This is a genomic window from Nocardia sp. NBC_01327 (assembly GCF_035958815.1).
Lineage (GTDB): Bacteria > Actinomycetota > Actinomycetes > Mycobacteriales > Mycobacteriaceae > Nocardia.
Genome location: NZ_CP108383.1, coordinates 6,221,484 through 6,246,608 on the forward strand (window position 1 = coordinate 6,221,484; position 25,125 = coordinate 6,246,608).

Sequence of the window (25,125 nt, forward strand, 5' to 3'; positions counted from 1 at the left end):
GTCATGACAGGAACACCTCGGGCGCTGGTTCGATCCGGTGTCGCTCTACTCGATGCGGTATCGACGCCGTTGTTCCGCGCTGCCGGCGGGAATGTGCGGTTCGGACCCGCGCGGTTGGTGGAGCTCACGACCGTAGGGCGGCGCAGTGGGCAGCCCCGGAGCGTGTTTCTGACGTCGTATATGCGGGTTGGAGACGGATATTTGGTGGTGGGGACGCATGGGGCGGCTGTGCGGCAACCCGATTGGTTCTACAACATTTCTGCCGATCCGCGGGTGATTGCGACGGTGGGTGGGCGTAGCCGTCATATGGTCGCCCGGGTTGCCGCTGGTGACGAGAGGCGGCAGATCCTAGGGAAGCTCGCTTTGCGGGGGTATGGGATTCCTGTGCTGCTAGCGCAGCTGGCTCTGTCGGGTACGCGGGTTATTCCACTGGTTGTGCTGGAGGAGAACCCGGTTCAGTAGAGAACAAGACGACCAAAGAACAGAAGATAAAGACGCCCGGACGAGAAGAAAGAAACGACAAAAGCACAAAACAAGAAAAGAACAAAGCCGCGAATGAGGCGCTGGAAGGTTCTCGGACAGTGGCCCCGAAGTAGAGTCGGGGTTCACCGAACGGAGTTGTTGTGGCACGGAAGAATACGCGGTATTCGCCGGAGTTTCGTGAGGCGGCGGCCAGAGAAGTGGTCGAGCGGTCACGGACGGTGGCCGAGGTTGCGCGCGAGTTGGGGTTGATCGAGCAGACCTTGAACTACTGGGTGAAGAACTATCGGCAAACCCATGTGGTCGTGGAGCCGGAGTTGTCGATACCTGATAAGGCGCGGTTGGCCGAACTCGAGCGCCGGGTGCGAGAGTTGGAGGCGGAGAACGAGTTCCTGGGAAAATCGGCGGCCTTCTTCGCGAAGAGGTTCCGGTGACCGCGAAGTACGCGTTCATCGAATCCGAAGAAGGAAACTACCCGGTCTCCAGGATGTGCAGGTGGTCGAAAGTATCCAGGTCCGGCTATTATGACTGGAAGAGCAGATCGGTCTCGGTGACCACTGTTCGGCGCGAGATCCTTTCTGCTGAAGTTCAATTCGCGTTCGAACATTCCGACGGCACGTATGGGTATCGTCGCGTCCACGCTCAGCTCGCCCGGTGGGGCACCATCGCCGATCCGGAGACGGTGCGGTCGATCATGCGTGAGTTGGGTTTGGTGGCCTGCCAGCCGCGCCCGTTCCGGCCGGTCACGACCCTCGCCGGCGACGCAGGCGTGTTGCTGGACCTGGTACGGCGTGACTTCACCGCCGACCGGCCCGGCCTCAAGCTGGTCGGCGACATCACCTACGTTCGCACTGCGGAGGGCTGGCTCTATCTCGCGACTGTGCTGGATTGTTTTTCCAAGAAGGTAGTCGGCTACGCGATGGCCGAACACATGCGTGCCGAACTCGTCACAGACGCGTTGCGAATGGCCTGCCGCACAGTTAGTTTCGTGCCAGGGGTCACGGTATTCCATTCCGACCGCGGTACTCAATATCTGTCCGCGGCGTTCGCCGGTGTCGCGAAGGAATTGAACATTCTCCGGTCGGTGGGGCGGACCGGGGTCTGCTACGACAACGCCTGGGCCGAATCATTCAACGGGACCTTGAAGAATGAACGTGTCTACCGGACGCACTATCGGACCAGGGCAGCTGCCGAGGAAGACATCACTCGTTATATCGAGTTGCGGTACAACCAGATTCGGCTGCACTCAGCGATTGGCTACCGCACACCCAACGAGGTAGAGTCCGAATGGTCCGAACAGAACCAGGCAGCCTGACAGACCAAACCCTCACTGTCCGAATTCCTTCCGGCTCCTCAAAGCCGCGAAAGAGGCTGGTCGGTCCGCCAGTCTGAATATCCTTATATCACACCACAATTCACCTTTCCGTGCCCATCTCACGGCGGTAGAATAGTGGTATGAATCCAGGGGGAGAAACCGTGAACACCGAGAGTGCGCACGCACTGTCGGTAGCGGTCGGTCACCTCCTGAACGCGTCCCTGGTTCCGTTGCACGATGACGAATTCATCGCACTCATGCGGGAAGTCGAAACCTGCACCCGCAAACTCGAAGCAGTCAAAACCCGTTTCGTCGTGGAAACCACCAGTCGTGGCCTGGCCCAGCGGGGTGGGGTCGCGTCCCCGAAGGTGTTCCTGCGTCAAACCTTGGGTATCTCCCGCGCCGACGCCGCGTCCCGGGTCAGCGTCGCGGTGGAAACCGGTCCGCGCATCGTCTCCGGTGTGGAGCTGGAACCGACCCTGGCGCACGTGGCTGCCGCGCACCGTGAAGGGGTGATCGGTGTCGATCATGTGCGGCGGATCATGACGGTGATGAACCGGTTGCCCGGCAGTCTCGACATGGACGTTCGTGAGGCCACCGAGTTGCAGTTGACCGAGTTCGCGCCCACCGGGTACCCGGAAGGGTTGCCGGTGATGGGTGAAGTGTTGCTCGCGGGTTTGGATCCGGATGGCTCGTTGAGTTCCGATGCCGATCGTGAACGCATGCGCGGTCTCACCCTGGGTGCCGAGCGTGCGGATGGGATGTCTCCGTGGAACGGGGAGATCAACCGCAAGCTGCGCTCGGTCCTCGAGCCGGTGTTCGCGAAGCTGGCCCGCCCGGGTATGTGCAATCCGAAGGATCCGCAGAGCCCGTGGGTGTCCGAGCACAAGCTCGATGCCAAGGCGATGGCGGCGTGTGTCGAGCGTGATACCCGTACTCCGGCGCAGCGTAATCATGATGCGCTGCTGGCGTTCTTGCGCCCGGAGTTCGGTGGCCCGGCGAAGTTGGGTAGGCATCGTGGTCTGCCGGTGTCGGTGATCGTCACGATGAGCGTGACGGATCTGGAAGCCGACGCCGGTGTCGCCACGACCGCGTCCGGTGGGATCGTGTCGATCCCGGAAGCTTTGGAGTTGGCGGCGAAGTCGAACAAGTATCTGGCGGTGCTGAACCCGGTGGGGTTGCCGCTGTATCTGGGTCGCGGTACCCGCTCGGTGAACCTGGACCACACCCGCAACTCCTCGAGCATCGAGTGCGAGTCCCGTACGGCGGGCCTCGATTTCGGTGCTCACCCGGCCGGTTTCGAGCCCGGTTCGCAGACAGGTGATGCCGATCGCGAGTGCGGGTCGGCTGATCTCGGACACCGCGCCCTGCCTACCGGCGCCGAGAGGGTTCCGGGTACGGCCGGTCCCGACCATGCCCCCGGCTCATCGGGCACCGAATGCGACTGCCAGTCGGGAAGCTGCGGTACCGGTGCGTGCACTGTCAGCGCCGAGACCGGTTCGCGGGCAGACGGTTCCAGCCACGACCTCTGTGCAGCTGGCAACGAGGATGGTTCAGGATCGGCGAGCACCGGCCACGGCACCCGGCCAGCCTGCTTGGTGTTCGGACCGCGGTCCTTCGGGACCGAGCGGGTTCCCCGGTTGGCCAGTGCCGCACAACGACTGGCGCTCATCGCCTCCGAGAAGGGCTGCACCCGCCCTGGGTGCGATGCCCCGGCGACGATGTGCGCGGTGCATCACATCACCGAGTGGAGCAACGGTGGGCGCACCGATATCGACAACCTCACCCTCGCGTGCGATCACTGCCATGCCCAGGTCCACGACGGACCCGGAGGGTGGAAAACGGTGGTCATGGGACCGGAGTCGGAGTTTCCGGGGCGGACCGGGTGGATCGGGCCCCCGCACATCAACCCCAGCGGGGAACCACAGGTCAATCACCTGCACCACCCGCTCGAGCTGAAGGCTGCTGCGGTGGCGCGGATCCGGGCTCGTAACGAGCGGGAACTACAGCGCTACCGGCAGTAGGTTCCACACCCGCCTGCTGACACCTGTCTGTACCTGTTCCACCGCCGGGGTTCGTTCCCGTCGGTGCTACAGGTCGTTGTGCGAGTGGGGGTTTCGGGGTCTTGGTTCTCGGTTCTTGGTCTTTCGGGTTTTGTCTTTTCGGGTTTTGTCTCTGAAACCGGACCAAAGCCGGTCGACCCCGCCGGTACCGCAGGTACCTCCCTACTGCGGAAGGTAAATCGGGTACCCCACCTGACGTCACCAGCACGGCCATCTCGGGCCCTGCCCGCACCCCGTGGCCCAACACCACCTCTCGACGCACACAACCCAGGTGCACCGGCCCCATCTCGGCCTCGAAACCCCCTGAAGCGGGCACCACGCTACCCTTCTCTCCGACCGCACAGCAGGTATCCGCACGGCACAGACCCGGTAACCGTTGTGCCGCAGAGACACCCGCTGTTCCATCCCGGTGGCCGATGGGTTCTATGCCGAAACGGCCGGTACACCTGGACTTCTCGCCCCCGGCCTGTAGGCCCACCGCCGGACTTGGCCTTTCGGGTTTTGTCTTTTCGGGTTTGTCTCGGAAACCGGACCACAGCCGGTCGACCCCGCCGGTACCGCAGGTACCTCCATACTGCGGAAGGTAAATCGGGTACCCCACCCGACGCCACCAGCACAGCCATCTCGGGCCCTGCCCGCACCCGGAGACCCACCACCGCCTCTCGACGCACGCAACCCAGGTGCACCGACCTCATCTCGGCCTCGAAACCACCTGAAGCGGGCACCACACCGCGCTTCTCCCCGACCGCACAGCAGGTATCCGCACGGCACAGGCCCGATAACCGTTGTGCCGCTGAGACACCCGCTGTTTCGTCGCCAGCCGTCGATGTTCTCGCCATCGAAACGGCCGGTGCACCGTGGATTTCTCGCCCCGGCCTACAGGCCCGCCGCCGGACTTGGCCTTTCAGGTGCTCTGAAGCGGGACCCAGCGGGTCACCCTGTACAGGGCTGCAGGTTCCTCCCTGGTTGGGGAGCTAAGGTCGGGTTCGGCTGCCAGGATTCCCACGCTTCTTGTTGTTCTGTATGACACCGGGGAGCGACACACTATGAGGCCGCGGACTCGCTGTCGCCTAGTCCTGGGATCCATTTCTCGGCCAGTGCGATGAATGGGCCCTCGGCGTCGAGTTGGGCGCATATCCCTACCACTCCCCCGAGAACCCTTCCGAGCATTGCATATTCGGGGCGATCGGCGGGTGCGCGCATGGCGCGGGCGTTGGTGAGGGAGATGTTTTCGGGCTCTAGTGAGCGGGCTACCTCCTCTTGGAGGAACGCTCGGGTGAAGTGGAAGTCGGTGCCGTTGATCTGGGCGAGAACGGGGGTGATGCGGTTTTGGAGGGGAGCCATGTCGATGGGTGCGCCGGGTTTTATGAAGCCTTCCTCGCGGAGAACCTGCTCCATGCCTGCGTAGTCCTCGGTCAGTGCGCAGCGGGCCAATCGGCCTACGGCACGGGGGATTCCGTGGGGAGTCAGGGCGCACGCGCCGAAATCGATGATGCCGAGGCGGTTGTCGGGGCGCAGTTGGAAGTTCCCCGGATGCGGGTCACAGTGCAGCAGACCGACGCGGGAGGGTGAGCAGAGGGCGAACTCGGCGAGCAGGAGCCCGGCGCGATTGCGTTCTGGGCGAGCACCATTGGCGATGATGCGGGACAGCGGCACGCCGTCCATCCATTCGGAGACCAGGACCTTGGGTGCGGCGGCTACCACGCGGGGGATGAAGAATTGCGGGTCGCCGGCGAAGGCCTTGGCGAAGCGGCGCTGGTAGGCGGCTTCGATGCGGTAGTCGAGTTCGTCGTCGGTGCGGGCCAGGAACTCTTCGATGAGCTGGCGCGCATTGGTTCCGGCGAGCAGGGTGTTGAAGGCGCCCGAAACCATCTGCAGCATTTTGAGATCCGCGCGCAGCGATTCCTCCGCCTCCGGATACTGCACCTTCACCGCGACTTCGCGCCCGTCGTGCCAGATCGCCTTGTGCACCTGGCCGATACTGGCCGCGGCAATCGGCTGATCGTCGAAGTGAGTGAAGCGCTTGCGCCAGGCCGTGCCCAGTTGCAGGTCGAGCATGCGGTGAGTGTCGGCCACCGGCATGGGCGGGGCCTCCTGCTGCAATCGGGTGAGCGCCTCGCGGAAGTGGTCGGAAAAGCGCGGGGGCACTGCCGCCTCGGCGACGCTGAGGGCCTGGCCCAGTTTCATGGCTCCGCCCTTGAGCTCACCGAGCACCGCGAAGACCTGATCGGCGGCCGCGTCGAGCATCTCGTCGGTAATGCCGCCGCGTTCCGCACCTGACAGCAGTCCGCGTCCGGTGGCGGCCACGCGCTGCGCCATGAGCGTCGCGGGAATGCTCGCCACCTTGGCCATGCGGGCGATGCCTTTTCTTCTGAGTCCGGCCACGTTGCCGATCCTTTCCTCCGGAGCGCTCCCCCGAGCCCGCCCGACTCCCGTCCCAGACAGTGTAGGCGCGTTTCCGGGGCCGGTCGATCACGTGCCGGTCACCACGGTGTCAGCCCAGCCCGATGACCGCCGATACCGCACGGTGATCAGGGCCGGGGACACGCAGGACCACCGGATCGGTGATCGTCACACCACGCCCGAGAATGTGGTCCAGGCGGGCAAGCGGGAAGGAGGCGGGCCAGGTGAAGCCCGCGCCCGAGTGATTGTCCCGGTAGCCGGGGGCGAAGGCGGACCAGTGCCGGTCGGTGCCTGCGGTATTGAAGTCACCGGCTACCACGACGCGGTCTGCGCCTTCCTTGCTCAGCGCGCGGGAAAGGACGCTCAGGCCGTTGTTGCGGGTTGCGGTGTCGCCCGGGCGAACCGATGGCAGGTGCACGACGTACACGACGAGTTCTCCGTGCGGAGTGGCAATTCGGGTGCGCAGCCCGCGATGCCAATCCACGCCTACGTCGACGGCACTGGTATCCGAGATCGGGTATCGGCTCCACAGCCCGACGGTGCCGAGTTCGTCGTGGTAGCGGTAATCGTCGTCCAGGATGCCGAGCACCGCTTCACGATTGCTGCCGCCGAGCTCCTGCACCGCGATGATGTCAGCATTGATGGCGGCGAGCGCACGAGCGGTTGCTACCGGAGAAGTGTTGGCGGCGAACAGGTTCTGCGATACGACTCGGACCGATTGCGACTCCGGGACGGCCGGCGCACCGGGCGCCCACCACGATCCGAAGAGATAGGCCCAGGCCATCAGTGGAACCAAGGCGGCGACCGCACCTGCCGGGCATCGGCACAGGACGGCGACCACTGCCAACACCGGGATCAGCGCGCCGAGCCACGGCGCTGCGGTATCCATTGCGACGCCGAGGCCGCCGATATCCGGGATCCTGGTGTGCGCGATAAGCAGCAACGTGAGAAGTGCTGCCGCACTCGCGAATACGGCGATCTTGCCGATGCTGACCCTGTTCACGTCGTGCAGCTGATTCACTGGACAGGACACAGTCGTCGCGGCGTCTTGTCGCCCGTCACTTGCGCATCCACACACCCCCCAGGCAGACCACCGGAATCGGCCGCACCGAAATTGGCGGTGACAGTGAGCTCGCCGTCGCCGAAGACACTGCGCTGCACCAGATGATCATCGGTGAGCCACCGGAAGTCCGTCATGGGCAGGGTGCCCGCCGCCTGGTGCAGTGGTGCGAAGAACTGTTGCAGGCGTGCGATTTCGGGACCGCGGGCGGTCAAGGTGGCGCGGTCCAGGGCGAAGTTCAGCGGGGTGTTGTTCAGAATGGCGGTGAGGGCGCGCATGGTCTGCTGCTGCGGGAGTTTGTAGTACGACAGCTCCCACCGGTCCACATTGACCAGCGAATCGTGCAGGACGGTTTCGTACAGCGGCACGCGGTACACCGGATCGAACATCGACCGCACCAGATTCTCGGGCAGGTCGACCGGCTTGAAGAACACCTGCGGCGCCTGCTCCGGGTAGTAGGCGCCCCAGACCTGACGATCGCGCTGAAACTTCCAGAGCTCATCCGAAATCGGGTTCTGCGCACCGTGATCGAACGCGAGCACCGGTGCCGCCCAGGCCCCCGCCGCCTCCGATCCGAGCACCTGCCCGCGCTCGGCGAGCCAGCGCATGCGGTCGAGGCGGTTGGCGCGGTCCTGCTGTTGATTCATCGGGTGCGCGGCGGCGTAGTCGTCGAAGAAGTCGCCGGCGGCATCGACATCGAGGAAGTAGGTGTTCGCGCCATTGGCGGACATCTGCGCGTAGCGATCCCGGTACAGCGCCGGATCCTGTTTCAGCGCTTGCGAACTCACATAGCAGCCGCGGCCGCCGAAACCGTTCTCGGGCTTGCCCTCGGCATCGTGGACGCAGCCCTCCGGCCAGATCCGGCCGGGCCAGCGCGAACCGGGGTTGTCGGCGGTGGCGGGATCCTGGGCGTTGTCCCACGAATCGTAGGGTCCGGCAAGGTATCCGGCGTTCTCGGCGGCGTCGATCGCCGCCTTGGTCATCGGGTGGTCATCGGCGTCATAGCCCAGCCACATCTGACTCAGCCCGAGGTCACGCATCTGCGCGATGGCCTCCGGGCTGCGGCCGTCGCCCCACAGGTACGCGTGGAAAGCGCCCAGCAGCTTGGCAATCCGCGGATTCTGCTTGATCTTGTCCGTCATCGACACGAACCCGCCATGCTTGATCAGCTCATCGCGGTAGTCCTTCGCAGCGGCGACGGGTGACCCATCCGTGAGTGCGAAACTCACCGAGTAGTCGCGAGTGCCCGCGCGCTCGTCGAAGTCGTGTGCGGCGCTGGAGAGCAGTTTGCCCGCAACGGAATTCACGGTCAGGCTGCTGCCGATATCGGTGGGCACGATATAGCCGACTCCGCGAGCGCCGAGGGTGTAGCCCCAGAACGGCATGGTCAGACCGGAGGTCAAGGCGAGGGGCTCGCCGATGAGTCCGGTATCGGGGCCGTTCCAGAACGGGTCCCGCACGGGCAGGGACAGCCCCTCGCCGCGCGGGATCTGCAGCGCGGTCGCGCTCGTATCGCCGCCGGTGACCGGCCAGGTGAGTGTCGAGTCGCGGTCGCTGTGCACCGTGATTCGCAGACGCCCGTCCTCGGTGGTCGCGGTCACCGTCAGCGCACGGTCCGGGTAAGCCCAGTGCGCCTGGGTGCCGTCGATCCGCACCGGGCCGGGCGCGCCCAGCGGGTCGGCTGCCGCCGCGGACAGTTCGACGCTGTGTCCGTCGGCGGTCGCCGTGACCGCCAGCGAAGTGGTGTCGACGTCCGCACTGCCGCCGCCCATGGGGATAACCACACGATTGCCATCAATTTTCGGACGGGCGGCAGATGTGTCCTCACCGCAGGCCGTGATCCCGGTGGCCGTCAGACTCAGCAGCGCGATCACGGCCACGGCTCGAGGCGATCTCCGAAGTCTCATGGTCGCCACCCTCTCGGTCCGAGATGAGAGTCCGATGAGAAGGCGCAGGCAGAGGTATTACGTATAGTCCCAGGCGTGCGGGTACTGGTGGTCGACGACGAAGCGGCGGTGCGGGAGGCGCTGGTGCGCGCCCTCGACAGCGAGGGCTACGAGACCCACTCCGCGGTCGACGGCGCTGCCGCGCTGGAGGCGATTGCCCGGTGGCAGCCGGAGGTTGTGGTGCTGGATGTGCTGATGCCGTTCATGGATGGGCTGACGGCCTGCCGCACCCTGCGCGGGCGCGGTGACCGCACGCCGATTCTCATGCTCACCGCGCGTGATGCGGTGGCCGACCGCATTGCCGGGCTCGATGCGGGCGCCGACGACTATCTCGTCAAGCCGTTCGATCTGGACGAATTGCTGGCTCGGGTGCGGGCGCTGGTGCGGCGCACCTATCCCGAGGACGGCGCGGTGCTGTCGGCGGCGGATCTGATCATGGATACCGCCGCGCATACCGTGCGCCGCGCCGGGCGCGAGATCGAGCTCAGCCGAACCGAATTCGCGCTCCTCGAGGTGCTGCTGCGCAATGCGGGGCAGGCGCTGCCGCGCGAGATGCTCATCGACCGCGTGTGGGGCCACCATTCGTCGAATTCGCTCGAGGTCTACATCCGCTATCTGCGGCGCAAGGTCGAAACCGCCGGGGAACCGCCGCTGATCCATACGGTGCGCGGAGTCGGCTACCGGCTGGGCGCAGTATGAAGCGGCTCGGGCTGCGGGGGCGGATCGCCGTATTCTTCGTGCTGGCAATGGCTTTGGCGCTCGCGGGCATGGGCACCGCCGCATATGTCGTGACCGGGCACGAGTTGAACAGTGCGCTGGATCTGGGGCTGCGCCGGCAGGCCACGCGGATCATTCGGCAGTTTCCGGTCGAACCGCAGGTGGCCGCCATGTCGGGGCCGTGCGAGTACTTGGCGGCACCGAGTTGCGTGCAGGTGGTGGCAGCCGACGGGACCATCGAATCCGAGCATGCACCCGACGCCACATTGCCGATAAACGCCCGAACACGGGATGTCGCAACAGGTTCGGCGGACGGGTACTTCAGCGATATCACCCTGGCCGGTTATCGCATGCGCATGTACACCGCACCGCTGCGGCCGGGAAGCGCCGTGCAGGTGGCACAGCGATCCGAGACGGTCGATACCGGTCTGCGGCGGGTCGGCATCGCACTGCTCGCCGCCGCCGCGGCAGGGATACTGCTGGCGGCGGCCATCGGTACCGTGCTCGCGCGGCGGGCACTGGCGCCGGTGGCGGCATTGACCCGGGCGGCCGAGCGGGTGGCGCGCACCCGGGATCCCAACGAGCACATAGTGATTACCGGCTCCGATGAGCTGGCCCGGCTGGGGACCAGCGTCAACACCATGCTCGACGAACTCGACGCGGCACTCACGGGCGAGCGGAATTCCCTTGCGGCACAGCAGCGTTTGATCGCCGACGCCTCACACGAGCTGCGCACGCCGCTCACCGCGCTGCGCACCAATATCGATCTACTGCGCCGCTCTGCACGCCTGACGCCGAGCCAGCTCGGGGACACCGTCGCCGCGCTGCGGGTGCAGTCGGAAGAGCTGTCGGGGCTGGTCACCGATCTCATCGACCTCGCCCGCGCCGACGATCCTGCCGCGCCACACGAAGTCCTGGAAGATCTGCGGCTGGATGCGCTGGTCGCAGAGCGGGTGCAGACCGCCCGAAGGCATTGGCCCGCAATCATCTTCGACACCGAACTGGAGCCGACCACGGTCCAGGGCGCGGCCGCCCGACTGGCCCGCGCGGTCACCAACCTGCTCGACAATGCCGCCAAATTCAGTCCGCCCGGCGCGACCGTCCACGTGCGATTGAGTCACCGGCAGCTGACAGTTCACGATACGGGCGCAGGCATTGCCGCCGAAGACGTACCGCACGTCTTCGACCGCTTCTACCGCTCCCCCACCGCCCGCACCACTGCGGGCCACGGCCTGGGCCTGGCCATCGTGGCGCAGGTCGCCGAACTGCACAGCGCGGAAATCGGCCTAGTCTCCGAACCCGGCCGAGGATCCGAATTCCGCCTCACCTTTCCCAGCTGATCGCGCGCCGAGGATGCGAAACGTCGTGGCGAGCATCGCCGATCGGACTCGCCGACCTGAGGCATATGGACATTCGAGGCAAGTGGTATCGGCCCAGCGGCGCTCTCGACGATCACGAATTTCGCAGAGCGCTCGGCACTACTCAGGCCTGAGCTGCGCGTCGCAGGCCTCCCACGCCTTCGGCGAGAGGTATTGCCTGGCGCCCGCGAAGAGAGCGTGCAGCGCTGCGCCGTGTTGAGCCGCCAGCGCCTCGTTATGCGCCATGACGTCCAGTTCGTTGGCGGCGGTGATCTCCAGGAAGGCGCTCATGGCGGGCGTCGGCGGGCGAGAATCCGCACCGGTGAAGCGGTCTCGGAACAGCACGGGGGAGGTCGCGAGGCGCGGATAGACGAAGCCGCGGTCACAACTGCCGTAGAAGTAGACGAGGGCTTCGGCCTGATTGCCGATGAGCGCGGCGAGGGTGGCGCGCTCGGGCAGTTCGAGCAGGGACTGCGCGAAGCCGTCGGTGCCGTACGCGGCGTGGCACAGACCCGCGAGCTGGATGTTCTCGTCCGCATCCCAGCCGGCCAGCACATCGGCCACCCGGATCAGGTGCGCCAGCAGCGTACCGCCCGGGTGCGGTATGCGGTCCGCACCGTGGCCGACCAGAAACTGCTCCGCATGACCGCGTCGAAACCCGTTCCGCCCGAAAGCTTTCACGCCTCTCAGTTTGCGCCCTGCACGGGCACGACCGCTACTGGCTGCTGTCCGGCTGATCGAGCAGGCGGCGGTGCAGTTCGGTGGTCATCTGATGGATGGCCCGGGTGAGTTCGGTATTGGTCTTGAGCTCCAGCTCCTGCTCGGTGAAATCGTGATCGGCCTTCATCTGCTGGAATTCGGCCTGCCGGTTCTGGCCGATCATGACGAAGGTCGACAGGAAGATGGCTTCCAGCGAGACGACCAGTGTGAGCGTCGGCCACGGCGACTTCTCGACCAGAATCATCCAGAGGGCGAACCCGACCGCATGGATGTAGACGAACAGCATGGAGCCCGCGAACTTGGTGATCCAGTCCGCAATGCGCAGTTGCAGATTCGCGGCACGCTGTTCACGCAGGTTGATGACGGCGGGATGCTGCATGGGCTGCGACGACTTCGTCACGGACGGTCTCCTGAACGGATCGGCGGGCAGGCTGCTGCCGGAATCGTAGCCGCGTTCGCGGCGACAGGATCGTTCCGCGAGCCGACCCGTGCGTCACCCCGAATCGCTACACCGCCTCCGGCACCCGCGCCCGCACCCCTCGTGCCCGGTATTCCTGTGGCGGACAACCCTTCCAGCGGCGGAAGGCGCGAATGAAGGACGCCGCCTCCGCATAACCGAGGCGGGCCGCCACCTGCTCGGTGGTCATATCGGTGTGGTCCAGCAGTTCCTCGGACAGCAGTTGGCGGACCTCGTCCAGCAGAGCCCGGAAGGAGGTGCCCTCCTCATTGAGCCGGCGCGACAGCGTGCGCGGACTCATGAACAGCTCCGTCGCCACCGCGGCCTGATCGGGTACCTCACCGGGATTGCGGACCAGCAGATCGCGCACCGATCCGGCGACGCCCGTACGAGCCTGCCGGCGGGCCAGCAGATCACGGCACAGCTGTTCGCAGGTGCTGCGGGCCCACTCATTGGCCTGCGGCAGCGGCACATCCAGATAGGAGCTGTCGAAGGCGGCCACATTGGCGGGAGCGCCGAAAATCGGTTCGACGCCGAACACCTCGCGGTACCGGGAAGTATCGGACGGCCCCTGATGCCGGAAGGCGACCCGGTGGAACGGCACGCCGGTGGGGAACAGTTCCCGGCCGATCATCTGGATACCGGTCAGCACGCGCTCGGTGAGGAAGGCCCGGACATCCTCGGGCACCTCGCGATCGTCGAAGCTCAGCCGCGCCTCGCCGCCGGACTCCTCGAAGGAGATCTGCCCGAACGCGAAGGCGAGCCCGACGTACCGCAGCGCCACCTCCACCGCATCGCGCAGGGTGCGGCTGGCCAGCAGCGCCAGCCCCCACGGCCCGTACAGCGAAATGTGATAGCGGCTGCCGGCCTCGACGCCGAGCCCGGGTTCGGAGCCGAAGCGCGCGAGCAGGTTACGCACCACCATGACTTCCTGGCGCGCGGTGACCTCGGAATTCGGGTCGATCACGGTGGCGGGCGACAGACCTGTCCCGGACAGGCAGGCCGCGGCAGGCATTCCACGTTCCTCGGCGAGCTGCGTCATGGCGTGCACGCTGGACGTATTCCTCAGCAGATCCCATTCGAACATATACCTGTAGTCCTCATCGACTCCACAACAACAAGTGCTTCCGGCGGTATCGAGTGTGATTCCGGCCGCCGGACCATGTGCTGATCCTGCCGTGTCTGGGTCAGTTATTCCAGTGGCTGCGCCAAATTTCCACCCTGGAGCCACCGCATCGGGGCAGTCGAGCACGGGAGACCGCGAGGGAGACCCTGCCCACGGCGCCCTGATCGCGGCGCCTCCGGGGAGTTCAGCAGGGCCTGAGCTAGATTCGGTTGGTATGCGACTGCTCACCACTGTCTCCATTGCCGCATTCGGGCTCATGGTCGCCGGTTGTTCGTCCGGCGACGATTCGACGCCGGCACCGACGACCGCCTCCACCGCCGTGGTGGGCGTCAAGGACTGCCTGTCCCAACCGGAGTCGCATCCGAAGGACATCACCATCACCTGTGCCGACGCCGATCTGTCCGTCGCCGGAATCGACTGGGAGAGCTGGACCGGCGATTCGGCACGCGGGAAGGGCACACAAAATCGCAATACTTGCGAACCCTCCTGCGCGACGGGCACACATGAATCGCTACCTGTGACAGTCGAACTGACCGACCCGGTCGACGGCTACTTCAGCCGGATCACGGTGACCGCGACCGACCTCCCCGCGCAGACCTACCCCCTGCCCAACTAGGGCATTACCTGCTCGGCGGTCTCGTTTCGTCACGTAACAAAGCATTTCCGCCCGCGATGGGATACGCATCCGGTTTGCCGGATCGGTGACTACCCGAGGGAAGCTCCAGCATGAATTCACACACTCTCCTGTTAATGCCTGCTCTGGCCCTCGCGGCCTTCGGAATCGGTGTGTGGCTCGGTATTCGCTCGACCATCTGTGAGCGGCGCCGAAGGCGGGCCGACAGCGAACCCGCTAACGTGCTGATACATGAGCGCGAATTCGACCCGCACCGTGGTAGTTACCGGCGCATCGTCCGGTATCGGTAAGGCGACCGCCGCGGCCTTCGCGGCGCGGGGCCACCAGGTCATCGGCACCAGTCGCACTCCGAGCTCGATAGCCGACGCGGATCGCGTGCCCGGCGTCGACTACCGGGCACTGGATCTCACCGATGCCGAATCCATCGCAGGCTTCACCGCGGCGCTGGGTGAGGTCGACGTGCTGATCAACAATGCCGGTGAGAGCCAGGCCGGGCCGCTCGCGGAGCTGCCGACCGAGGCGATCGAACGGCTCTTCCAGCTCAATGTGTTCGGCGCGGTGACGCTCACCCAGGCGGTGCTGCCCGGTATGCGCACACGCGGCTACGGGCGGATCGTCATGGTCGGATCGATGCTCGGCAGTTTCCCCATGCCCTACCGCTCGTCCTATGCGGCGGCCAAGGCCGCGCTGCGCGGTTTCGCCACCGCGGCGCGCTTCGAGGAGTCACCGTTCGGCGTGTGGATCACCACCGTCGAGCCGGGGCAGATCGATACCGGACTGCGCGAGCGGCGCACCAAGTACATCGACGAAGGTTCCGCGCACACAGCGGAATTCACGCGCTTCATGGCCAAGATGGATGAGAAGCAGGGTCAGGGCATCGCACCGGAAAAGGTGGCCGCGACGATTGCCGGCGCGGTCGAGGCCGACCGGCCCAAGCCGCTGTACGCGGTGGGCAGCAATGCGCCGCTCATGTTCGCGGTGCGGCGACTGGTCCCGCGCACGGTGATGGAGCGGCTCATCGCGGCCTCCTACGGCCTCAAGCGCTGACCTAGGTGAGTTTCAGGTCCCGGCCGATGATTTCGCGCATGATCTCGGAGGTGCCGCCGTACACCCGGGTGACGCGGGCGTCGGCGGCGGCGCGGGCGATCGGGTATTCGCGCATATAGCCGTAGCCGCCGAAGAGCTGCTGACAGCAGTCCAGGCAGCGGAATTCCATTTCCGAGGCCCAGAGTTTGGCCTTGGCGGCATCGGCGGGGGTGAGACGGCCGGCATTGAGTTCCAGGACGCACCTGTCGACAAAGGCTTCGGCCACCGAGACCTCGGTCGCCACATCCGCGAGCACGAATTTGGTGTTCTGGAAGCCGCCGATGGGCTGACCGAAAGCCGTTCGGCCACCGACATATTCGATCGTCGTGCGCAGTCCGGCACGAGCTCGCGCCAAACATGCCACCGCGATCTGCATACGCTCCTGCGGCAGATTCCGCATCAGATACTCGAAACCGCGCCCGACCTCGCCGAGCACATTCTCCTTCGGCACTTCGACATCGGTGAAGATGAGCTCCGCGGTGTCCTGCGAATGCAGCCCGAGCTTGTCGAGATTGCGCCCACGCTCGAACCCCGGCATACCGCGCTCGAGCACCAGCAGGGTCACTCCTCGATGCCGATCGGGCGAGGTGCGCACGGCGGTGATGACGAGATCACCGTTGATTCCGTTGGTGATGAACGTCTTTGCCCCATTGACCAGGAAGTGATCACCCATATCCACTGCGGCCGTGCGGATTCCGGCCACATCCGACCCCGCTCCCGGCTCGGTCATCCCGATGGCGGCAATGCTCGTCCCCGCCACGAACCCCGGCACCCAGCGCTCCCGCTGCTCCGGCGTGGTCAACTGCGTGAAGTACGGCGTGCAAATGTCATTGTGCAGCGCAAGATTCAGCCCCACCCCGGCACAATCCGCATCCATGAACTCTTCGATCAGAATCTGATTGAACCGAAAATCCCCCACCCCCAATCCCCCGTACTCCCTCGGCGCCGCAAACCCCACCAGCCCCAGCTCCCCCGCCCGCGCAAACACCCCCCGCGGCACAATCCCCGCCTCCTCCCACTCCACATAGTGCGGCGCAACCTCTTTCCGCACAAACCCCCGCGCCAACTCCGCGAACGCCCGGTGATCATCCTCGTAATGCCCACGTTCCATACCCCCATCGTCCGGCCTCCGCACACTCGGATACCAGACAATCGCGGCCAGGATGACCGCTGGCCACTACTGCCGAGGTGGGTTCTTCAGGAGGTAGTCGGTGGCGGTGCGGGCGACGGTGTAGGCGTTGTCGAGGGCTAATGGGAAGCCGGCGGTGGAGTGGTCGAGATGGTCGAGCACTGATTGGCCGGGATGGGGCTGGTCGAAATTGCTTACGGTGCGCAGGGATAGGTAGCGGTTCAGGTAGCCGTGGGCTTTGAGGGCGGTGGCGGTGGCGTTGTCTTCCATTTGGGTGGTGCAGTAGATGCCCTGGGAGTTGGTGCGGAGGGTCATGATGCGGCGGGCGGTGTCGGAGTCGACCAGTCGGTGCGCCCACACGGCTGAGCCAAGGGTGCCCTGATCAGGTGGGGTGCCTGCGATTCCGGCGGTCAGGAAGTACGCCTTCGAGAAGTCGAGCCTGCTCGCGCTGGGAACGCGAGCACTGGCGGAGATGAACACCCGCACCGACCCGGCCGGCCTGTGACCCAGCCGCGCACGACCATCGGCCAGGCGGCTTGCGGCGGATTTCGGGCCGGGACACGGAAGTGCAGCGGCTTTGCCTGAGCGACAGCGGGATTCGGGGTCGTCGGTTACTTTGAGAGGGCCAGGTGGGAGGTATACGGGTGGATACAGCTGCGCTGACCGGAAAGCGGCGGGTGGGTTTCCGCTGGTTGCGCCAGGCCGTCACGGTGGTGACGACGGCGGTGCTGGTCTTGTCGATCGGGGCGGGGGTGGCTGCCGCGGGGCCGGTGCACGCGCCGATCGTGCGGGCACCGGCGGGCGGTACGCAGGATCTCTGGGTGCCGTCCAGTATGGGGAAGATCAAGGTGCAGGTGCAGTGGGCGGCTCGGGGCGGCAGCGCCGCGCTCTACCTGCTGGATGGGCTGCGTGCGCCCAGCGACCACAGCCAGTGGACCTCCGATACCGATGCGCTGCGCCAATTCGCCGGTGACAATGTCACTTTGGTGTTCCCGGTCGGCGGCCACTCGAGCTTCTATACGGACTGGTATCGGCCGAGCAGCACCAATCATCAAGCGACAACGTACAAGTGGGAAACCTTCCTGACCAAGGAGCTCCCGGCCTTCCTCGCGAAGTACGGGGTGTCGCGCACCAATGACGCCATTGTGGGAGCCTCCATGGGCGGCAATGCGGCGCTGATACTCGCCGCCCACCATCGCAATCAGTTCCGCTTCGCCGGATCCTTCTCCGGATTCCTGCATCCGACCTTCCCGCTCTGGGGCGAAGCGATGCGCGCGGCCATGCGGGACGAGGGCAATTTCGACGTCGACGACATGTGGGGTCCGGCCGGCGATCCCGCCTGGACCCGCAACGACGCCACCGACCAGGCCGAATCGCTGCGCGGCCTGCCGATGTACGTCACGTCGGGCAATGGTGTGCCCGGTCTGCCCGACGTGCCGTACGGAATCGGCAATACCGTGAATGCGATGGGCCTGGAGGCAATGGCACTGACCGCCACCCGGATTTTCGGAGATCGGCTCGCGGCCTTGCGAATCGGCGCTCGCATCGACATCGGTATGGGCACACACACCTGGCCCTACTGGCAGCAGGCCCTCACCACGGCCCATCCGATGATCCTCGATGCCCTCGGCGCGCACTGACGCTCAGGCCGGGGCCTCCAGATCGGCTTCGATCTCGGCCAGAATGCCCGGCCGCCGGCGAGCGGCCAGCCACAGCCAGCCGGCGCCGATCAGCAGATAGGTCAGGAAGATGTACGGGAACAGGTCGACCGGCCACGGCGGCAGCGGATAGAAGCTGCCCACCGTCGGCACCAGCAGGAAGACGAAGGCCAGCACCGAACCCACCACGGCGGGCCGCGAGAGCGCACCGAGCTTGCGCAGATACACCGGGGCCGCCACCACGACCATGAAATAGGCCAGCAGGAATCCGAAGGCGGCGAGCGTTCCGGCGTCATTGAAGATCGTCAGGACATCGGTCTGCGACGACCAGAGCGCGGGCACCCCCACCATGAGCACGATGTAGCCGGTGAGCGCGGCCGCCGGAGTCGCATTGGCGGCGTGCACCTTTCCCAGCGCCGCCGGGAAGACCGAATGCCGGGCCATCGGATAGATCAGCCGCGCACCGGCATTGAGACACGACAGTGACAGGGCGAAGAAGCTGATCATCGCGCCGAGGTCGATCGGCAGTTTGAAATAACCCACATTGTCGAGATCGGCGAGGGTGTTCAACGGCATGGCCAGGGTGTCGAGGCTCGCGCTCGAATTGCGGGTGCCGTAGACCTCGACATAGCTCATCACCACGAAGAACAACCCCGCGATCACCAGACTCCACACCACCGCGCGCGGAATAGTGCGCAGCGGATTGCGCGCCTCACCGCCGAGCGCGGTGGCGCTCTCGAATCCGACGAGGCTGAAGATGCAGGCGACCACGGCCAGACTCATACCCCTGGGCGAGGTGCCGTGCAGGGTCAATTGATCGGTGTCGATATGCACCCCGTGCGCGAAGACCACAACAAACGCCAGGGCCAGAATGCAGACAACGGAAATGCCCTCGAGCGCCAGGGTCAGCATGGACGACAGCCGGACGTCTTTCACCGCCAGCGCCCATGCGGCCACTCCGAGAATGACGAAGAAGACCACCGAGGGAATGGCGGAATGAATACCCAGCAGGCTCAGCACTTCTCGGCTGAATATGGTGAAACCCGTCATCCCGGCAATGCCGATGAACAGATAGCACCAGATGAGCGTCCAGCCCGACAGCACACCGCTGACCGGTCCGAGGCCGCGGCCGATATAGGCGTACATGGATCCCGGCGAGGTGGAACGCCGGGCGAACTGATTGAGGTTGTAGGCGACGAACAGCAGCATGCCGGTGCCGAAGAGGTACGCCATCCAGGTCCCCGAACCGGCCGAGGAGAAGGCCAGCGGGATGATCAGGGCCGCGGTCATCGTCGGTGAGATCAGGGCCACCGACTGGGCCAGCAGCGCCGGAAATCCCAGCGCTCCCGTCCGAAGTCCCGTGGCGGGTGCGGTCACCGGTGTCGACGGTTCGATTTCTGTATAACTCATGCGACGTTTCCTTGCTCATTCCCCCGGGAATATCTGGCACACACGAGTGTGACCACATCGCATTTCCGGAAAGCAGCTCGCCGTTAAGGAGTCGTAAATAGGATCTCACGTGGCAATTTCATTGTCCGGCAATGAAACTGACATGCCGAAGGGCCGTCGATACGATGGGCGAATTCGTATCGGCGGACCCAATTTTCGCTATTTATATTTCGCGCCCTAGATCAATCGCGCACGGCGGCGATCAGAATCTCCAATTCTTCGGCGACATCGGTTTCCAGCGGCAGCATCGGCAGGCGCGGGTCACCGGCCTCGAAGCCCAGTCCGCGCAGCCCCGCCTTCACCGTCGCGGGCAGGCCGCGGCTGACCAGCAGCCGCAGCAGTGGGTCGAGCCGCGTGAAGAGTTCATCGGCCCGATCGATCTCGTTGGCGCGCAGCAGCTTCCAGAACTGCACGATCTGGTCGGGCACCAGGCACGGTGCGGCGGTGCACCACCCGGCCGCACCGGCTTGGAAGGCACTGCGCGCCAGCGGATTGCTGCCATTGAAGAACGGCACGCCGCCTCCGCCGAGTTCGACAATGCGGTGCATACGACCGATATCGCCCGTCGACTCCTTGATCATCGTGATGTTGTCGACCGCGTCGACCAGCCCCACCAGGAACTCCGGTGACATATCGATGCCGGTGGTGCCCGGGTTGTTGTAGACCATGACCGGAATCCCCACCGACTCGGCGACGGCGGTGAAATGCTGCCGCAGTTCGCGCTCGCTGAGCTTCCAGTACGAGATGGGCAGCACCATGATCGCCGTTGCGCCACAGCTTTCCGCGATCCGGGCGCGCTTGACGGTGCCCGCGGTGGTGAGCTCCGAGACCCCGACCACGGTCGGCACCCGGCCGGCGGTGTGGCCGATGGATTCGCTTGCGACGAGGGTCCATTCGTCATCGTCGAGATAGGCGCTCTCGCCGGTACTGCCCAGCGGCGCGAGGGCGTCGACGCCGGCATCGATCATGCGATCGATCAGTATGCGCAGGGCGGCGACGTCGATCTTCTCCCCGTCGCCCGAGAACGGCGTCACCGGGTACGCCACGATTCCAGAAACAGTTGCAGGCATTGATCACTCCGAATTGTCGAGCTCGAACACATCTGGATGACGCCGGAGCACCCGGCGCGCATAGTAGGCGAAATTCGCCTCACTACGTTTGGGGCGGAGCGTCCAGTCATGGGCTTCGGCGGCCAGACGTGGAGGCAGCGGCTTGATCTCGCCCGCCGACATGGCGAGCAGTTGCAGTTGCGCCGCGCGTTCGATGAGATGCGCCAGCGAGCAGGCCTCTTCGATGGTGGCGCCGACCACGAGCTGCCCGTGATGGGCCAGCAGAATCGCCCGCTTGTCGCCCAGGGCCGCGGAAATGATTTCGCCCTCTTCATTGCCGACCGGAACTCCGGGCCAATCCGGCAGGAACGCGCAGTCGTCATAGAGCGGCGCGATATCCATCTGCGAGACCTGCAGCGGAATCTCGAGCATGGACAGTGCGGCGATATGCAGCGGATGGGTGTGCACGATGCAGTTCACATCGGGCCGCGCGCGGTAGATCCAGCTGTGAAAACGGTTGGCGGGGTTGGCCATTCCCGCACCCTCGAGCACGGTGAGATCCTCGTCCACGAGCAGCAGATTGGCCGCGGTGATCTCGTCGAAACCCAGGCCCAGCCGCTGCGTGAGAAATGTTCCGGGCGCCTGCCCGCGGGCCGAGATCTGCCCGGCGAGCGCCGAATCATGTCCGGCATCCGACAGCGCCCGGCAGGTCAGGGCGATCTTCTGCCGGTCGGTCCAGCCGCTGACCGGAATCTCGGTGCGCATGGCGCGCTCGGCGGCCGCCATGAGTTCGGCCTTGCCCAGATTCATCGTTGTTGCCAAGAGCCAGCTCCTTCAGGACACATCGTGCACAATAGGACACCTTGTGTCATCACGATACCCTGAGTTTCCTGCTGCGCAACCGGGCGCACGAAACCGAGGAGTGGATGTGTCCGCGTTCCTGAGATCGCATCGCCGCCGAGCGGGTCTGTCGCTGGACGCCCTCGCCGAGCGCACGGGTCTGACGAAGAGCTACATCTCCAAAATCGAACGCGGCCTGAGCACACCGTCGATCGCGGTGGCGCTGCGCATCGCGCATGTCCTGGATGCCGATGTCAGCCAGCTGTTCTCCGAGAATCCGGATCGCAGCGCACTACTGGCTATCGGTCGCAGCAGTGAACGCGCCGAGCCCGCGCCGAGCGGACCGGCGAACTATCAGCCCCTGGCCACCCAGATCGTGGGAAAGGCCATGCAGCCCTTCGTCGTCACGCCGAGCACCGAACCGGGCGCCAGCCATGTCGATCATCACGGCGATGAATTCGTCTTCGTGCACAAGGGCGCCGTGGAGGTGTCCATCCCGGGCAATGTGATCACGCTGAACGAGGGCGACAGCCTCTACTTCGACGCCGACACCCCGCATCAGCTGCGCTCGATCTCGGCGCAGCGGGCGGAGGTGCTCATCGTCGTACACGATCGCGACGCCGCGGACGTTCCCGCGGCGCCGCGATCGCGTGCCTGATGCGCCTCGTGTCCGAGGCGGTTATCCGAGACTGAAGGGCTGACCCCACAGCGTCTGGGTGACGTCCATGACATTGTCCTGCACCAGAATCGTTGTGTACGAACGGGCTTCGGCGTAGCCGGCACAGCCGTCCACCGCGATCGTATGGTTCACGTACTGGGTGATGCCCGAGGTGCCGGTGAAGTTGTAGGTCTGGATCGCCTTGGTGGCGACCTTGCCCGGCTTCAGCGACAGCGTCATATTCGGGTCGGCGTACGGGCTGATCCCGGTGGGTGCGACACCCGCGCCGAGGTCACCGGTGCCGACGGAGAGTCCGCCGCCACCGCCTCCGCCACCACCGCCGGAGTAGCCGCCGCCACCTCCGCCGCCGCCACCGCCACCACCGCTGTTGTCGCCGCCACCGCCGCCGTTGTCACCACCGCCACCGCCACCACCGTTGTCGGGGGTGGCCGGAGCCGAGTTGCCGCCGCCGCCCTGACCGGGTTTGGTCGCATTGCCCGCGGTATTGCCGCTGCCCTCGGTGGTCACCTTGCTATTGAGATCGACCTGGCAACCCACCAGATAGCCGGTCTCGATATGACCGCCGGTGACGGTGACGCCGGACGGTGGCGTCACCGTCACCGAGGTCACGGCCGACACCATGGCATTGCGCGAGAGCGGACTCGCGGCCATCGATCCCGAGAGTGTGGCCTGCTCACCGCTGCGGGCCACCTGGACGAGCACACCGTCGGGGGCGGTGAACTGCCCCTGACCATCCGGCAGCGCCACCTGGGTGTCCGCTCCGGCCGGACCGGCCGCGATCAGGACCGTGGGCAGAAAACCGCACGCCGCGATCGCGATTCCTATCGAATTCCGCATTGCGCCTGTCCTACTCACCCGACACTGAACGGATCGCCGTACAGCGTGACTTCGGCCGACCCCTGCTGGTTTTGCACCGTCAACGTGCTGAACGCGCGTGCCTGCGCATAGCCGGCGCAGCCCGAAATCTGGATGCCGCGACTGGAATACGCGATGCCGACGGCGTTCGCCGTGGGATCGAGCTGTTTGGTATCGAGCTTGACCACCGATACCCCGCCCGGAACCAGACTGATGCTGGGTGAGAGCTCGGGCGTCACGGAACTCGGTGAGACCCAGACATCCCCGCCCAGCGAGAGCCCCCCGCTCAGATCGACCTGACAGCCGACCAGATAGCCGGTCACCAGGGCGCCCTTGGTCGCATTGTCCACCTTGGCGAAGACGACTCCGGTCACGCTCGCGGTCCGCGAGGTGCCATTGGCAGCCAGGGAGGGGGCGATGACCGCCTGTTCATTCGTCCGGGTCAGATCCACTTGCACGCCCGTAGCGGTCGTGAGCGCCTCTCGACCGTCCGGCAGCGGCACTGTCGTATCCGCATGTGCCACGGCGGATCCGAGAATCAGCGCGGTCAGACCGACACCCACCCCAGCGATCCGTCCGCTTGTCCTCGAAACCAAACCTCCGCCGACCCTTCACATCTCATACAGCATTCGAGGACCGATGATATGGGCGGGCGGTGACCTGTGCACATGAACATTCGACGCGGGCACAGCGGCCTCCCAGCTGTGGGAAATCGCGAGGAACCGCCGGTCGGAGGGTTGCGATCCTCTATCCCGCAGCAAATATTTCGATCAAATGTCCGAAATGTGCATTCTGTGAACAAACTTGGAATGTGCTGAGCGGTTGCATGACAAAACGCACCACCCGGATGCGCGGGGGCGGCGGTGGACGGGAGTCTAGGCCCCGGGCACATGCCCGGGGCCTAGAAACGCCCTATTCGCTCACGGCAAGAACCGTGCCCGCCGCAACCGTCCGGCTACCCTCGCGAATCGCGAAGCCGAGCCCCGGCTCGAGCGGGACCGGACGACCCAGGGTCACCGCCATCTCGACGGTCTCCCCCGGCTGCGCCCGGCCCTCGGCCAGCACCACATCGCCGACCACATCACCGGTGCGCAGATAGAACTGCGGCCGGTATCCGGTCACGATGGACGTGCGCCGCCCGCCCTGCGCCGCCGTGAGCAGATGCACACGGGCGGTGAACTCGGTGTGCACCGCGATGCTGCCGACCGCCGCGACCACCTGCCCGCGGGTGACCTGTCCGCGCTGCACGCCGCGCAGCAGCAGCGCCACATTGTCGCCCGCCTCCGCCGATTCCATGGTGCGGCCGAAGGTTTCGACACCGGTGACCACGGATTCGAGGCTGTCCCCGTAGCCGAGCACCGCCACCCGGTCGCCCATGCGGACGCGGCCGCGCTCGATGGCTCCGGTCACGACGGTGCCGCGACCGGTAATGGTGAGCACGTTCTCCACCGGCATGAGGAACGGCGCATCGGTGTAGCGGACGGGCATCGGTATGTACTCGTCCACCGCATCGAGCAGTCGCAGCAGCGCCTGCGACCAGTGCGCGTCACCCTCCAGCGCACGCAGCCCGGAGACCGGTACCACGGGCAGCCCGGAGCCGTCGTACCCGTTGGCGGACAACAACTCCCGCACCTCGAGCTCGACCAGCTCCAGCAGCTCGCCGTCCCCGGCATCGGCCTTGTTGAGGGCGACCACAATGTGCTCGACCCCGACCTGCCGGGCCAGCAGCACATGCTCGGCGGTCTGCGGCATGACGCCGTCCAGCGCGGACACCACCAGAATCGCCCCGTCCAGCTGGGCGGCCCCGGTGATCATGTTCTTCACGAAATCGGCGTGCCCCGGCATGTCCACATGCGCGTAATGCCGTGTGGCCGTTTCGTATTCGACGTGCGAGATATTGATGGTGATACCGCGCGCGATCTCCTCCGGGGCGCGGTCGATGCGATCGAACGGTACGAACGCGCCACCGCCCCGCTCGGCGAGCACCTTGGTGATGGCGGCGGTCAGCGTGGTCTTGCCGTGATCGACGTGCCCCATGGTGCCGATGTTCAGATGCGGCTTGGTGCGAATGTAGGCCTGCTTGGCCATGATGATTTCTCCG

23 protein-coding genes are annotated in these 25,125 nt (G+C 65.6%); 9 read left to right on the forward strand and 14 right to left on the reverse strand.

The genetic code is table 11. The features are described from left to right. Positions 1 to 3: 3 nt before the first annotated feature. The 3 genes from OG326_RS43065 (at position 4) to OG326_RS28745 (ending at position 3,819) form a co-directional block, all read left to right on the forward strand. The gene (locus OG326_RS43065; protein WP_442790838.1) at positions 4 to 462 is read left to right on the forward strand and encodes a nitroreductase/quinone reductase family protein; all 459 of its coding nucleotides are present in this window, start codon (positions 4 to 6) and stop codon (positions 460 to 462) included. 161 nt (positions 463 to 623) lie between these two features. Next, positions 624 to 1,795 (forward strand): IS3 family transposase gene (locus tag OG326_RS28740; RefSeq protein ID WP_442790839.1). Its coding sequence is split into 2 segments (ribosomal slippage): positions 624 to 876 and positions 876 to 1,795, totalling 1,173 coding nucleotides; the frame shifts between segments, so codons are not numbered across the junction. A 140-nt stretch (positions 1,796 to 1,935) separates the two neighbouring features. Continuing rightward, positions 1,936 to 3,819, forward strand: a complete 1,884-nt coding sequence (locus OG326_RS28745; protein ID WP_327140252.1) for an HNH endonuclease signature motif containing protein — start codon at positions 1,936 to 1,938, stop codon at positions 3,817 to 3,819. A gap of 1,083 nt (positions 3,820 to 4,902) precedes the next feature. Here the strand turns inward: OG326_RS28745 and OG326_RS28750 are convergent. The 3 genes from OG326_RS28750 to OG326_RS28760 form a co-directional block, all read right to left on the reverse strand. Continuing rightward, complete coding sequence (locus OG326_RS28750) at positions 4,903 to 6,243, reverse strand: ABC1 kinase family protein (RefSeq protein WP_327140253.1); 1,341 nt, start codon at positions 6,241 to 6,243, stop codon at positions 4,903 to 4,905. A gap of 109 nt (positions 6,244 to 6,352) precedes the next feature. After that, entirely contained in the window at positions 6,353 to 7,264 is a 912-nt protein-coding gene (locus OG326_RS28755) for an endonuclease/exonuclease/phosphatase family protein (protein WP_327140254.1), read from the reverse strand. Positions 7,265 to 7,278: 14 nt separating this feature from the next. Next, a complete protein-coding gene (locus OG326_RS28760; protein WP_327140255.1) occupies positions 7,279 to 9,201 on the reverse strand; it encodes a glycoside hydrolase in 1,923 nt (640 codons plus the stop codon). 102 nt (positions 9,202 to 9,303) lie between these two features. Here OG326_RS28760 and OG326_RS28765 point away from each other — a divergent pair, with 102 nt between their 5' ends. Continuing rightward, on the forward strand, positions 9,304 to 9,966 hold the full coding sequence (locus OG326_RS28765; protein ID WP_327140256.1) for a response regulator transcription factor: 663 nt from the start codon (positions 9,304 to 9,306) through the stop codon (positions 9,964 to 9,966). Next, a complete protein-coding gene (locus OG326_RS28770; protein WP_327140257.1) occupies positions 9,963 to 11,324 on the forward strand; it encodes a HAMP domain-containing sensor histidine kinase in 1,362 nt (453 codons plus the stop codon). Before OG326_RS28765 ends, OG326_RS28770 begins: the two co-directional genes overlap by 4 nt. A 138-nt stretch (positions 11,325 to 11,462) precedes the next feature. On the opposite strand, the gene OG326_RS28775 is transcribed toward OG326_RS28770, so the two are convergent. From OG326_RS28775 to OG326_RS28785, 3 genes are all read right to left on the reverse strand, one after another. After that, positions 11,463 to 12,023: a DUF6817 domain-containing protein gene (locus OG326_RS28775; protein WP_327140258.1), complete on the reverse strand. Its 561-nt coding sequence runs from the start codon at positions 12,021 to 12,023 to the stop codon at positions 11,463 to 11,465. 34 nt (positions 12,024 to 12,057) lie between these two features. Then, positions 12,058 to 12,462: a DUF1003 domain-containing protein gene (locus tag OG326_RS28780; protein WP_327140259.1), complete on the reverse strand. Its 405-nt coding sequence runs from the start codon at positions 12,460 to 12,462 to the stop codon at positions 12,058 to 12,060. Between the two features lie 106 nt (positions 12,463 to 12,568). Continuing rightward, on the reverse strand, positions 12,569 to 13,606 hold the full coding sequence (locus OG326_RS28785; RefSeq protein ID WP_327140260.1) for an AraC family transcriptional regulator: 1,038 nt from the start codon (positions 13,604 to 13,606) through the stop codon (positions 12,569 to 12,571). Between the two features lie 253 nt (positions 13,607 to 13,859). Between OG326_RS28785 and OG326_RS28790 the strand changes: the two genes are divergently transcribed. Together OG326_RS28790 and OG326_RS28795 are read left to right on the forward strand one after the other, a co-directional pair. Continuing rightward, the gene (locus OG326_RS28790; RefSeq protein ID WP_327140261.1) at positions 13,860 to 14,261 is read left to right on the forward strand and encodes a hypothetical protein; all 402 of its coding nucleotides are present in this window, start codon (positions 13,860 to 13,862) and stop codon (positions 14,259 to 14,261) included. 249 nt (positions 14,262 to 14,510) lie between these two features. Further along, on the forward strand, positions 14,511 to 15,326 hold the full coding sequence (locus tag OG326_RS28795; protein ID WP_327140262.1) for an SDR family oxidoreductase: 816 nt from the start codon (positions 14,511 to 14,513) through the stop codon (positions 15,324 to 15,326). Between the two features lies 1 nt (position 15,327). On the opposite strand, the gene OG326_RS28800 is transcribed toward OG326_RS28795, so the two are convergent. Then, on the reverse strand, positions 15,328 to 16,476 hold the full coding sequence (locus OG326_RS28800) for an acyl-CoA dehydrogenase family protein (RefSeq protein ID WP_327140263.1): 1,149 nt from the start codon (positions 16,474 to 16,476) through the stop codon (positions 15,328 to 15,330). A gap of 66 nt (positions 16,477 to 16,542) precedes the next feature. Next, positions 16,543 to 16,974: a hypothetical protein gene (locus OG326_RS28805; RefSeq protein WP_327140264.1), complete on the reverse strand. Its 432-nt coding sequence runs from the start codon at positions 16,972 to 16,974 to the stop codon at positions 16,543 to 16,545. Positions 16,975 to 17,138: 164 nt separating this feature from the next. Here OG326_RS28805 and OG326_RS28810 point away from each other — a divergent pair, with 164 nt between their 5' ends. Next, a complete protein-coding gene (locus tag OG326_RS28810; protein ID WP_442790840.1) occupies positions 17,139 to 18,134 on the forward strand; it encodes an alpha/beta hydrolase in 996 nt (331 codons plus the stop codon). A gap of 3 nt (positions 18,135 to 18,137) precedes the next feature. Here the strand turns inward: OG326_RS28810 and OG326_RS28815 are convergent, their stop codons facing one another. From OG326_RS28815 to OG326_RS28825, 3 genes are all read right to left on the reverse strand, one after another. After that, on the reverse strand, positions 18,138 to 19,562 hold the full coding sequence (locus tag OG326_RS28815; protein ID WP_327140265.1) for an APC family permease: 1,425 nt from the start codon (positions 19,560 to 19,562) through the stop codon (positions 18,138 to 18,140). A gap of 221 nt (positions 19,563 to 19,783) precedes the next feature. Beyond that, positions 19,784 to 20,671, reverse strand: coding sequence for a dihydrodipicolinate synthase family protein (locus OG326_RS28820; protein ID WP_327140266.1), 888 nt, complete (start codon positions 20,669 to 20,671; stop codon positions 19,784 to 19,786). Between the two features lie 3 nt (positions 20,672 to 20,674). Then, the gene (locus OG326_RS28825) at positions 20,675 to 21,460 is read right to left on the reverse strand and encodes an aldolase (RefSeq protein WP_442791060.1); all 786 of its coding nucleotides are present in this window, start codon (positions 21,458 to 21,460) and stop codon (positions 20,675 to 20,677) included. A gap of 118 nt (positions 21,461 to 21,578) precedes the next feature. Between OG326_RS28825 and OG326_RS28830 the strand changes: the two genes are divergently transcribed. After that, complete coding sequence (locus tag OG326_RS28830; protein ID WP_327140268.1) at positions 21,579 to 22,148, forward strand: helix-turn-helix domain-containing protein; 570 nt, start codon at positions 21,579 to 21,581, stop codon at positions 22,146 to 22,148. A 21-nt stretch (positions 22,149 to 22,169) separates the two neighbouring features. Here OG326_RS28830 and OG326_RS28835 read toward each other — a convergent pair whose 3' ends face one another. The 3 genes from OG326_RS28835 to tuf form a co-directional block, all read right to left on the reverse strand. Next, on the reverse strand, positions 22,170 to 23,006 hold the full coding sequence (locus tag OG326_RS28835; RefSeq protein WP_327140269.1) for an MspA family porin: 837 nt from the start codon (positions 23,004 to 23,006) through the stop codon (positions 22,170 to 22,172). 14 nt (positions 23,007 to 23,020) lie between these two features. Next, positions 23,021 to 23,587 (reverse strand): MspA family porin, encoded by a 567-nt coding sequence (locus tag OG326_RS28840; RefSeq protein ID WP_327140270.1) that lies wholly within the window; start codon positions 23,585 to 23,587, stop codon positions 23,021 to 23,023. 349 nt (positions 23,588 to 23,936) lie between these two features. Then, entirely contained in the window at positions 23,937 to 25,112 is a 1,176-nt protein-coding gene (gene tuf, locus OG326_RS28845; RefSeq protein ID WP_327140271.1) for an elongation factor Tu, read from the reverse strand. Positions 25,113 to 25,125 lie beyond the last annotated feature (13 nt).

Bases quoted from the DNA above. Each gene is read 5' to 3' on its own strand.
- OG326_RS43065 (WP_442790838.1), top strand. From the start codon at position 4: ATGACAGGAACACCTCGGGCGCTGGTTCGATCCGGTGTCGCTCTACTC.
- OG326_RS28745 (WP_327140252.1), top strand. From the start codon at position 1,936: ATGAATCCAGGGGGAGAAACCGTGAACACCGAGAGTGCGCACGCACTG.
- OG326_RS28770 (WP_327140257.1), top strand. From the start codon at position 9,963: ATGAAGCGGCTCGGGCTGCGGGGGCGGATCGCCGTATTCTTCGTGCTG.
- OG326_RS28785 (WP_327140260.1), bottom strand. From the start codon at position 13,606: ATGTTCGAATGGGATCTGCTGAGGAATACGTCCAGCGTGCACGCCATG.
- OG326_RS28790 (WP_327140261.1), top strand. From the start codon at position 13,860: ATGCGACTGCTCACCACTGTCTCCATTGCCGCATTCGGGCTCATGGTC.
- OG326_RS28795 (WP_327140262.1), top strand. From the start codon at position 14,511: ATGAGCGCGAATTCGACCCGCACCGTGGTAGTTACCGGCGCATCGTCC.
- OG326_RS28800 (WP_327140263.1), bottom strand. From the start codon at position 16,476: ATGGAACGTGGGCATTACGAGGATGATCACCGGGCGTTCGCGGAGTTG.
- OG326_RS28815 (WP_327140265.1), bottom strand. From the start codon at position 19,562: ATGAGTTATACAGAAATCGAACCGTCGACACCGGTGACCGCACCCGCC.
- OG326_RS28820 (WP_327140266.1), bottom strand. From the start codon at position 20,671: ATGCCTGCAACTGTTTCTGGAATCGTGGCGTACCCGGTGACGCCGTTC.
- OG326_RS28825 (WP_442791060.1), bottom strand. From the start codon at position 21,460: ATGAATCTGGGCAAGGCCGAACTCATGGCGGCCGCCGAGCGCGCCATG.
- OG326_RS28835 (WP_327140269.1), bottom strand. From the start codon at position 23,006: ATGCGGAATTCGATAGGAATCGCGATCGCGGCGTGCGGTTTTCTGCCC.
- tuf (WP_327140271.1), bottom strand. From the start codon at position 25,112: ATGGCCAAGCAGGCCTACATTCGCACCAAGCCGCATCTGAACATCGGC.